This is a genomic window from Plantactinospora solaniradicis (assembly GCF_042658085.1).
GTDB lineage: Bacteria > Actinomycetota > Actinomycetes > Mycobacteriales > Micromonosporaceae > Plantactinospora > Plantactinospora solaniradicis.
The window spans coordinates 60,160-69,432 of sequence record NZ_JBHSPR010000087.1 but is presented as its reverse complement, the minus strand read 5'-3'; the positions used below and the strand labels follow the sequence as shown (position 1 = coordinate 69,432).

At 69.1% G+C, this 9,273-nt stretch carries 7 protein-coding genes; 2 read left to right on the top strand and 5 right to left on the bottom strand.

Going from position 1 to position 9,273, the window contains the following annotated elements:
- A partial coding sequence (locus ACFP2T_RS45640) for an endo-1,4-beta-xylanase (RefSeq protein WP_377433707.1) occupies positions 1-468 on the bottom strand: 468 nt, incomplete at its 3' end.
- Positions 469-1,087: 619 nt separating this feature from the next.
- On the opposite strand from ACFP2T_RS45640, the gene ACFP2T_RS45635 reads away from it, so the two are divergent.
- The gene (locus ACFP2T_RS45635; RefSeq protein WP_377433703.1) at positions 1,088-2,101 is read left to right on the top strand and encodes a LacI family DNA-binding transcriptional regulator; all 1,014 of its coding nucleotides are present in this window, start codon (positions 1,088-1,090) and stop codon (positions 2,099-2,101) included.
- A gap of 132 nt (positions 2,102-2,233) precedes the next feature.
- On the opposite strand, the gene ACFP2T_RS45630 is transcribed toward ACFP2T_RS45635, so the two are convergent.
- From ACFP2T_RS45630 to ACFP2T_RS45615, 4 genes are read right to left on the bottom strand one after another with little or no spacing between them, the layout of a single operon-like run.
- Complete coding sequence (locus tag ACFP2T_RS45630) at positions 2,234-3,943, bottom strand: amylo-alpha-1,6-glucosidase (RefSeq protein WP_377433700.1); 1,710 nt, start codon at positions 3,941-3,943, stop codon at positions 2,234-2,236.
- 33 nt (positions 3,944-3,976) lie between these two features.
- Positions 3,977-4,801, bottom strand: coding sequence for a carbohydrate ABC transporter permease (locus ACFP2T_RS45625; RefSeq protein WP_377433699.1), 825 nt, complete (start codon positions 4,799-4,801; stop codon positions 3,977-3,979).
- Entirely contained in the window at positions 4,798-5,787 is a 990-nt protein-coding gene (locus tag ACFP2T_RS45620) for a carbohydrate ABC transporter permease (protein ID WP_377433697.1), read from the bottom strand. The genes ACFP2T_RS45625 and ACFP2T_RS45620 overlap by 4 nt, the downstream gene beginning before the upstream one ends.
- Positions 5,788-5,806: 19 nt before the next feature.
- A complete protein-coding gene (locus tag ACFP2T_RS45615) occupies positions 5,807-7,063 on the bottom strand; it encodes a sugar ABC transporter substrate-binding protein (RefSeq protein ID WP_377433694.1) in 1,257 nt (418 codons plus the stop codon).
- Positions 7,064-7,372: 309 nt separating this feature from the next.
- Between ACFP2T_RS45615 and ACFP2T_RS45610 the strand changes: the two genes are divergently transcribed.
- Entirely contained in the window at positions 7,373-9,208 is a 1,836-nt protein-coding gene (locus tag ACFP2T_RS45610) for an RICIN domain-containing protein (protein ID WP_377433692.1), read from the top strand.
- Positions 9,209-9,273 lie beyond the last annotated feature (65 nt).

The following is a 9,273-nucleotide window of genomic DNA, read 5'->3' as shown; positions in this document are numbered from 1 at the left end:
GGTGCGTTGCAGGTTGGAGTCCCGCCGCCCGCCACCGCCGCCGTCGGCGAACGCCTCGTTGACCACATCCCAGGTGTGGATTTTGCCGCGGTAGTAGGTGGCGACCTGGGTGACATGGTTCATCGCCGCGCTGCGCAGCGCGCTGCCGGACATGCCCTGCGCCCAACCTGGCTGCTGTGCGTGCCACAGCAGGGTGTGGCCGCGTACCGACATCCCCTGCGACCGGGCGTGGTTGACGATCCGGTCCGCGTTCGTGTAGCTGAACCGGCCCTGTTGCGGCTCGGTCGCGTCCCACTTCATCTCGTTCTCGGCGGTGACGCTGTTGAACTCGCGGTTCAGGATCGTCATGTACGTGGTGTCGCCCATCCTGCCGGCCGCGACGGCCGCGCCGAAGTAGCGACCCTTCTCCGCCGCCGAGGCACCCAACGTGGTGCCGGCGCTGGCCGGACCGGCCGAATGCAGTGCCATACCGGCCCCGAACAACCCGGTCGCCAGCAGCGCCAGCAGCACTCTCGTCCACCATCGTCGCCCGGGAGGTCTGGTCGAATATCCGAGCTCGCTCATCGGTCCGTAACCTTTCGACATCGTTACCGGGGCAGGGTCCGCTGCCACCTACTTGTGAGCGCTAACACGCTCTACCCTCCTAGTCCAAGGCAGTAGGGACAGGCGACAGAAGAGCGCTCACATCGACGTATGGAGATTGCCAGATTGTTTCGCAGCCTTCAAGAGGTACCCGGGAACGCAACATAAAAATCCGATCGGCCGCGCGATTCACTTCGGGCGCGGACCCTTGACGCACACGGTCGATAACACTTTTCCGGTGGCGGTCCCCAAATGGCGGAAGCACAAAACCACAGCAGTTTTCTGTTATGGGAACCGAACACATATGGTCGCACTGTCTCGCATCAGGAATCGATTCGAAGCAGCCGGAGGCCGACGTCGATGACCCGGAAGGGCACCGGACCGTGCACGCTTCGCCTGCCGCTCGATGGCCCCAGCTGCCGGTCTGACCGGTACTGCGGGCCGTTGACGGGGCGCCGGTCCGGCTCCTACGCTGCTGGAGAACCGATTCGACCACGGGGGTGCGATGAACATCGGGGAGATCGCCCAGCGGGCGGGCGTGTCCCGGAGCACCGTGTCGTACGTGCTGAGTGGCAAGCGTCCGGTGTCGGAGGCGACCCGGAGCCGGATCCAGGCCGTCATCGACGAGCTGGACTATCGCCCCAACGCCAACGCGCGAGCCCTGCGGGAGGGGCGCACCCACACCCTCGGCCTGGTGATTCCCCCGGCGAGCCAGCGGCTGACCGACATGCAGTTGGGATTCGTCGCCAGCGTCGTGGAGGCGGCCGCGCGGGCTGATCTGGACGTACTGCTGTCGCCGTCCGGCGGTGACCATGACCGGTCGTTCGAGCGGATCGTCAGCGGACGCCGGGTCGACGGCGTGATCCTGATGGAGATCCGGCTCGAGGACGACCGGGTGGCCCGACTGCGGCAGAGCCGGCTGCCGTTCGTCACCATCGGCCGAACGGCGGAGCCGCATGGCATGGGCTGGGTGGACGTCGACTACGCCGGTCTGATCGCCCGGTGTGTCAACCACCTGGCCGACCTCGGCCATCGGCGCGTTGCGCTGGTGAATCGGTCCGCCGAGTTGGTCGCCGCAGGCTACGGACCCGGTCATCGTGCCTTGGCCGGTTTCTCCACGGCCGTTGCCGAGCGAGGGCTGACCGGCGTCGACGTCTGCTGCGGCGACGACGCCCCCGCGGGCGAGGCGTGCGTGGAGCAGCTCCTGGCCGCGCATCCCGACGTCACCGCGATCGCCACGATCAACGAGGCCGCCCTGCCCGGCATGCAGCGGGCGCTCCAAGCGGCCGGGCTCGTGCTCCCCCGCGACTTCTCCGTCACCGGAGTCGCCGCACGCCATTGGGCCGAGGAGTTCCGTCCGCCGATGACCGCCGCCGACGTGCCCATCGTCGACATGGGCACCGAAGCCGTCGCACTGCTTCTGGAAGGCATCACGGCGCCACGGACGCCGCCGGGCCATCGGCTGTACAGCCCGCCGATCTCGCTGCGCTCCAGCACCGGCCCCGCGCCGCGTCGCTGACCGCGCCCGGGCCCCGCCGCGCCCGGCGCGGTCGACCGACACGACTCGGATTCGCCTCGATCGCGAGGTCCCGGCGACGCGGATCCACGTCCCCACCCGCGCGGGTGGGGACGCGCCTCCCGGTACCAGCTCCTACGCGTCGGCCGACCGCCGCTGTTCGTGGGCGGCGGCGAGGATGAGATAGCTGCTGGCGGTCCAGGTGTAGGCCCGGTCACGCAGGCCGGCGCCGGTCTCGGCGTCGAAGTTCTCCGCGAAGCCGGACTTCTCGCACAGGGCCCGGAAGCGTCGACTGACGTCGTCGGCGAGGGCGGTGTGGCCGGCGCGGCGCAGGCCGTCCTCGATGAGCACGGTGGATGGTGCCCAGATCGGGCCGCGCCAGTAGCCGTCGGCGGCATAGTGTCCGGAGTCGACCGGCTCGGTGGCCAGGCCGTGCGCCGTCAGGTGCGACTCGATGCCGCGGGTGAGCGCCGTGGCGACCGGCGCCGGCAGGTCGGCGCCGAGGACGATCGGCATGAGGTCGAGTAGGCTGGTGCTGGTCCGTCGTACGCCGGTCTGCGTGCTGCGCACGTCGAACCGTTTGCCGTTCCACAGCTGGTCGAGCACGGCGGTCTGGATCCGGTCGGCGGTCCGTGCCCACCTGCTGGCGGGCTGGCCGAGTTCGGTGGCCAGGTCGGCCAGGCAGCGCAGTTGTAGGACCAGGAAGGCCGCGAGGTCCGCCGTCTCGATGACCTGGCCGCCGTCGAAGGTGGTGGCGTTGTCCCAGCCACTGTCGTTGCCGTGCTGGTAGTGCGGCAGCTCGTGGCCGGGGACCCGACGCGCCTGTAGCCAGAAGTCGGTCCAGCGGGCCAGCCGTTCGTAGGTCTCGGCAAGCTGTGCGCGGTCCACCGGCGGGTCGAGGCGCCGCCGCAGTTGCCGCAGTGCCCAGCCGTGGATCGGCGGCTTGACGTAGTTGTAGAGCACCTCGGAATGGGTCACCGAATCCGGCAGGGCGCCGGCGGGGTCCTGGTGGTCGAACGGCAGCTGGAACTGGTTCCAGGCCAGTTCGGGCTCGCCGACGGCCAGGGCGATGGCGTTGAAGCAGTGGTCCCAGCTCCAGACCTTGTCCATCCAGTGTTTGGACATCAGCACGGCCGGTCGGGTGACGAAGCCGGCAGGGTCGACGGTGGCCGACCACAGCACGTAGGCCGCCAGTTCCGCGGCCGGGGTCTCCGAGCCGCGCCACGGTGCCACCGCGTCGACGAACTCGGCGAAGGCGGCGGCCGCATCCCGGTGGAGTTGGTCGAACGGCACGGTGCTGGAGTACGAGGGCCGGGCGGTCCGGTACTCCTCGATGGCGGCCTCCCACGGCTGCCCGGCCGGCAGGGTCAGGCACCGGTCGGCGGTGCCCAGTGCCTGTACACCGCTGGCCTCTTCGAGTTCTCCGGACAGCAGGGTGAGGCGGTAGCGACGGCCGGTCTCGTAGGACGTGAAGACATGTGCGCCGTCGACCGGATCACGGTAGAGGTAGGTACCGCTGAAGGGTGTGAGGGTCGGGTTGGCGGCGGCGATCCGCATGCCGAGCCCGTGGCCGCGCAGCCGGAGGGTGTCCGGGCTCTCGTAGACGATCTCGACCCGGCCGTGGTCGTGCCGCCAGGCCAGCAGCGCCGGGGTGGCGACCACGGTGGCGGTGGCCGAGGGACGCAGCCGCAGGACGGGGTGCAGGCCGGTCTGGTGTGAGACCAGGTGCAGGTCGTCGGCGTACGTGTTCTCGGCTACCACCGGGGAGATGTCGAGCCAGGATCCCCGATGGCTGAACGGGATGTCCTGGATGGCGAACGTCGGACCGGACGGGGCGACGGTCATGGGTGGCGGCTGCCTTTCTGGGTACACGGTGGATCAGTCCTTGACGGCGCCGGCGGTGACACCGGCGGCGACGTACCGCTGGGCCAGGACCAGCAGGACGGTGGCGGGAATGGATGCCACGACAGCGGTGGCCATGATGGCGTTCCACTGCTGGTTGTTGTTGCCGATGTACTGGTAGATGCCGAGCGTGATCGGCTGGTGGTCGCCACCTCCGTCGAGGGTGGACGCGAAGACGAAGTCGGACCAGGCCCACAGGAAGGCGAACAGCGACACGGTCACGATCGAGTTGCGGCTGACCGGCAGCACCACCGACCAGAAGGTACGCAGCGGACCGGCGCCGTCGACGACGGCGGCCTGCATCAGCTCCCGCGGTATCCCGGACATGAACGCGGTGAAGATCAGTACGCCGAACGGCACCGCGAGCGTCGAGTCGGCCAGGATCAGCCCGAAGACGGAATTCAGCACACCCAGGTTGAGGTAGATGGCGTAGAAGCCCATCGCCATGATGATGCCGGGGATCATCTGCGCGATCAGGAGGACGAAATTGAACGCGCCGCCACCGACCGGCCGCAGCTTCGCGAGGGCGTAGCCGGCCGGGGCGGACACGACCACGGTCAGCAGTACCGTACCGAGCCCCACCAGGAGGCTGGTGCCCAGGTAGGGCAGTTGCTGGTCGAGCACGGCGCGATATCCGTCGAGGGTGCCGCCGATCGGGAACAGGCTCGGCGGACTGGCGCGCATGTCCTGGTCCCGGGTGAACGAGACGTTGATCATCCAGTAGACGGGGAACAGCATCAGCGCGGTCAGGACCAGACCCACCGCTGTCTTCCACCGGTTGCGTCGGGGCGTGGTGGTCATGACAGCTGTTGCCTCCGCTGGACCCGGAGGTAGACCAGCCCGGCGACGAGCGCCATGACGATGAGCAGGTTGCCGACGGCCGCGCCCGGTCCGAACGACGGCAGCAGGCTGCCGAACCCCAGCCGGTACGACCAGGTGGCGAACGTGGTGGAGGAGTCGGTCGGGCCGCCCCTGGTCATGATCCAGATGATGTCGAAGACCTTCAGCGTGTAGATCGAGCCGAGTAGCAGCGTGATCGCCGATACCGGTCGCAGCAGCGGGAACGTGATCCGCCAGAACCGGTGCCAGCCGGTCGCGCCGTCGAGCGCCGCCGCCTCGTACACCGTGCCCGGGATCGACTGCAGGCCGCTGTAGAGCAGCACCAGGTTGAACGGGATACCGATCCAGATGTTGGCAATGACCACCGACACCAGCGACCAGCGCGGTGAGGTGAGCCAGTTGACCGGCTCGACGCCGAGCGTGCCGAGCGCGGCGTTGACCACGCCTGCGTCGCTGTTGAGCATCCACGACCAGGTCGACGCCGACACGATCAGCGGCAGGAGCCACGGTACGAGGAACAGCGCCCGCAGCGTGCGGGACAGCGGAAAGTGCTGGTGGAAGAAGACGGCGAGCGCCAGGCCGATGCTGAACTGGAAGGCCAGCGACGCCACCGTGAACACCACCGTGTGCCAGAGCGCGGGGCCGAACGCCGGGTCGGTCAGCACCTGCCGGTAGTTGTCCAGCCCCGCGAACGGGGCACCGCCCTGGACGAACGACCGGACCGTGTACTCGCGCAGGCTCAGCTCGACGTTGCGGTAGAGCGGGTAGGCGTAGAAGGCCACCAGGTAGAGGGTCACCGGGGCGAGGAACGCCCACGCCGCCAGTCGCCCGTCGATCCGGCGGGTGCGCCGGCTCCCCGGTCCTGGACGCCCGGGTGGGGCGGCGAGCGCCTCCCCACCCGCGGCGCGCTCGGCCGACCGCCCCGGTGACCTGGTCGCGGTGTTCATGCCGTCGCGTCCCGAGCCGCTACCTGATCGCACCGGCGGCCGAGGCCTGGGCGGCGGACAGGGCTTCCTGGGGCTTCTTGGCGCCGCTGAGCGCGGCCTGCACCGCGTTCCACAGCGGCTCGGAGATCTTCGGGTACTTGGTGCCGAGGTTGTCGCCGGTGCGACCCTTGGCGGCCTTGACCGCGTCGACCCAGACCGTCAGCTTGGCGTCGGCGGCGACCTGCTTGGCCTGCACGGCCGCCACCGGTGCGATGTACGACAGGGTGGTGTCGGTGGTGAGCAGGTTGTCCGCGCTGGTCAGGCAGGCGACCAGCTTCTGGGACGCGGCGTAGCGCCCGGTGTCGCCCTGCACGGGGATGGAGACGAACTCGCCGCCGGTGGGAGCCGGTGCGGTGCCGCCGGAGCTGGCCGGGATCGGGATGACGCCGTACTCGAAGTCGAGCTTCTCCGCGTTGGCGAGCTGCCACGTGCCGTTCTCGCTGAACGCGTAGTCGCCGCTGGCGAACTCCTGCCAGCTGGTGGTCTGGGTGTTGTTGATGACCGAGTTCGGCGCGTAGCCCTGCCCCAGCCAGTCCGCCCACAGGGCCAGCGCGGCGACCGCCTGCGGCGAGTCCAGCGCGGTCAACTGGGCCCCCGATCCCCAGAACCAGGGTAGGAACTGGAAGCTGCCCTCCTCGGTGCCGATCGCGGAGAAGGTGATGCCCTTCTTTCCGGCCCCCTTCACCTTGGCCAGCGCCCCGGTCAGGGACGCCCAGTCGCGCACCGACGCCACGTCCACGCCCGCCTTGGCCAGCAGGTCCTTGTTGTAGTACAGGGCGAGGGTGTTGGCGCCGATCGGAACCCCGTAGGTCTTGCCGTCGACCTGGCCGGCGCCGAGCAGGTTCGGCTCCATCGCCGAGGTGTCCAGCTTGTTCTCCTCGGTCGTGGTGAGCGCACCGGCCTGCGCCAGCGTCGAGATCACCGGATTGTCGATGATCAGCACGTCCGGCGAGTTGTCCTGCTGCGCCGCCAGCAGCGCCTTGTTGGTCAGGTCGGTGGTGTCGTAGCCGGTCCGCTCGACCGTCACCCCCGCCGACGTGCCGCAACTCTCGAGCAGCTTGACCCACGCGGAGTCGTCGGTGAACTGCGGGTACGGATCCCAGATGGCGTACGTGCCGCCGCCGGATCCTTCGCCCGGGTTGTCGTCGGCGGACGAGCAGGCGGTGGCGGCGACCACGACCGCGACCGCCGCCACGGCGGCACCGACCACACGTAGCGGGAAAGTGGATGTCGTCATGTGATGCCTCACTAATGTCGATCTTCGAGGTGACCCACGCGAGGCCGTCGATCATGTGAAGCCGCCGGTCGGCGGTCGGCCTCCCGCCCGTACCGCCAGCGAACCGATTCGCCGAATCGGTTCGCTCGAAGATAGGACCGGCGCAGGCCATCGGTCAAGGACACCCGCACACCTACCGTCCGACGAGACGAAACCGCAGCGCCACAGCCCTGTTACACCATTGACACATCCATCGATGGCGACCTACGCTGCCGAGCGAATCGATTCACAACCGAGTTCCGTTCGGAGCCCCCACCCGAGGAGCCGTCAGTGAAAACCAGGTTCAGCATTGCCGTGGGACGCCCCCGCGTACTGGCGCGAGCCGCCGTCGGCCTGCTGATGATCGCCGCAGTGGCCATCGTCGCCGTACCCCCGGCGCAGGCCGCCGACGAATCGATTACCGTCAACTTCGCCGCTGCCGGCGGAGCTCCCACCTACCGGGCGTCCGGCTGGATCTACGGCATGACCGAGGACGCCTCCGGCCCCGCCGACCACTTCTACCGGGACGTCAAGTTCCGGTACATGCGAGCCGGCGGCGCCCAGCTCGCCTCGCCGGGCGGCTGGGTCAACGGTGGCTACGAGCGCCGCTGGAACGCCACCGTCGCACAGGCCCGCCGCACCATCGCGCTCGGCGGCCAGTTCATCCTGCTTCCCCACGACCTGTGGGGCGCGGACGGTTACCCGATCTCCCGGTTCCCCGGTGACAACGGCAACTGGACCGACTACGACAACTTCCTCACCCGGGTGATCAACGACGTCCGGGCGGCCGGCATCACGGTGCAGTGGGACATCTGGAACGAGCCCAACATCACCCTCTTCTGGAACCGCCCCCAGGCCCAGTACTTCGAGCTGTGGCGCCGCAGCTACCAGCGCATCCGCGCGGCGTTCCCCGGCGGCCTGATCGTCGGGCCCAGCTGCGCCTGCGTCCCGTCCACCACGCACGCGTTCTGGAACCAGTACCTGGACTACGTCCGCGCCAACAACGTCGTCCCGGACATCATCAGTTGGCACTCCCTCCCGGGCGACCCGGTGGCCAACGTGGCCGCCGCCAACGCCACCCTCGACCCGCGCGGCATCCCGCACCCGCGTCCCTACCAGATCAACGAATACGGCGCGCCCGACGAGCAGAACCCCGCCGACGGCGCGTGGTACATCGCCCGTCTCGAACGCGCCGGTGCCGACGGACTGCGGGCCAACTGGGCCGGCGGCAACAACCTGCACGACCATCTCGGCAACCTGGTGCTACGCAACTCCGCCGGGCAGCACGTGCCCAAGGGCGAATGGTGGGCCTACCGCTTCTACGGCTCGCAGACCGGCCAGGTCGTCGCGGTGACCCCCAGCGCCAACTACGACGCCTTCGCCACCAAGGACACCGGCACGGCCAAGATCCTCGTCGGCGGTGGCAGGACCACCGGCAACATCGCCGTCAACCTGCAACGCCTGGACACCACCAGCGGCGTCGTACAGAACAACCAGGTCCGGGTGCACGTGCAACGGATCCCCGACAACGGCGGCGGGGCCGTCCAGGGACCGGTGACCATCCAGAACTCCGTGGTCACGCTGTCGAACAACAGCACCACCGTCAACCTTCCGCACAGCGCCGTCAACGACAGCTTCACCATCACCCTGTTGCCGCCGTCGGACACCGCCTTCGATTCGGTTGCCGTCGCACAGCACTCCCAGCAGTGCCTGGACAACCCCAACCGCAGCACCACCGACGGCAACGTCCAACAGCAGTTCCACTGCGAGGGCGGCGACCAGCAGCTGTGGAACTTCCGGCCGGTCGCCGGCGTGGCCGACACCTACACGGTCGTCAACCGGCAGAGCGGCAAGTGCCTGGACGTGTCCGGCGTCTCCACCGCCGACGGTGCCGCCGTCCACCAGTGGACCTGCACCAGCGGCCTGAACCAGCAGTTCGCCCTCCGCAGGGTCACCTACTCCGGAAACGACCCACACGACTACCAACTCGTGGCCCGGCACAGCGGCAAGTGCGTCGACGTGAGCACCGTCTCCACCGCACCGCGAGCCCCGATCCACCAATGGACCTGCATTCCGCCGGGTCAGGGCAGCCCTCGCAACCAGACCTGGCGGCTGTGGGGCCGGTGACAGAGCGGCCGGTGGACGTGCGCTGGGCACCGGGAGCGGGTGGCCCAGCGACGTCACGGCCGGCC